The organism is Domibacillus sp. 8LH (assembly GCF_038806185.1).
Lineage (GTDB): Bacteria > Bacillota > Bacilli > Bacillales > Domibacillaceae > Domibacillus > Domibacillus indicus_A.
Window position 1 is genome coordinate 1 of the sequence record NZ_JAVJNG010000202.1, and the last position, 259, is coordinate 259.

General features: G+C 45.2%; 1 protein-coding gene. It reads right to left on the reverse strand.

Going from position 1 to position 259, the window contains the following annotated elements; all coding sequences use genetic code 11:
* The coding region (locus tag RG959_RS24435; RefSeq protein ID WP_342799330.1) for a hypothetical protein at positions 1 to 259 on the reverse strand (259 nt) is incomplete at both ends.

Genomic DNA, 259 nt, shown 5'->3' on the forward strand with positions numbered 1-259 from the left:
GGTCGTAATACTGTCGACTAATGCGCAGCCCTTCGCTGTATGGCTCTGGGGTGTTTTTAGGTGCTCCTTGATATTGTAGACTGATATACAATTTTTGGTTGTCTGCAGTAATACCTTGCAGCTTGCGCAACTGGTCTGCATCAAACACAGAATTGAATGCCTGTTCTTTTACTAGCGACTGTTCGCCAGATGGTAATTGGATGGTGGCACGCCACTCACTGTTTTTGTTAGCGTATTGGCGAGCTACTTTTAATAAGGC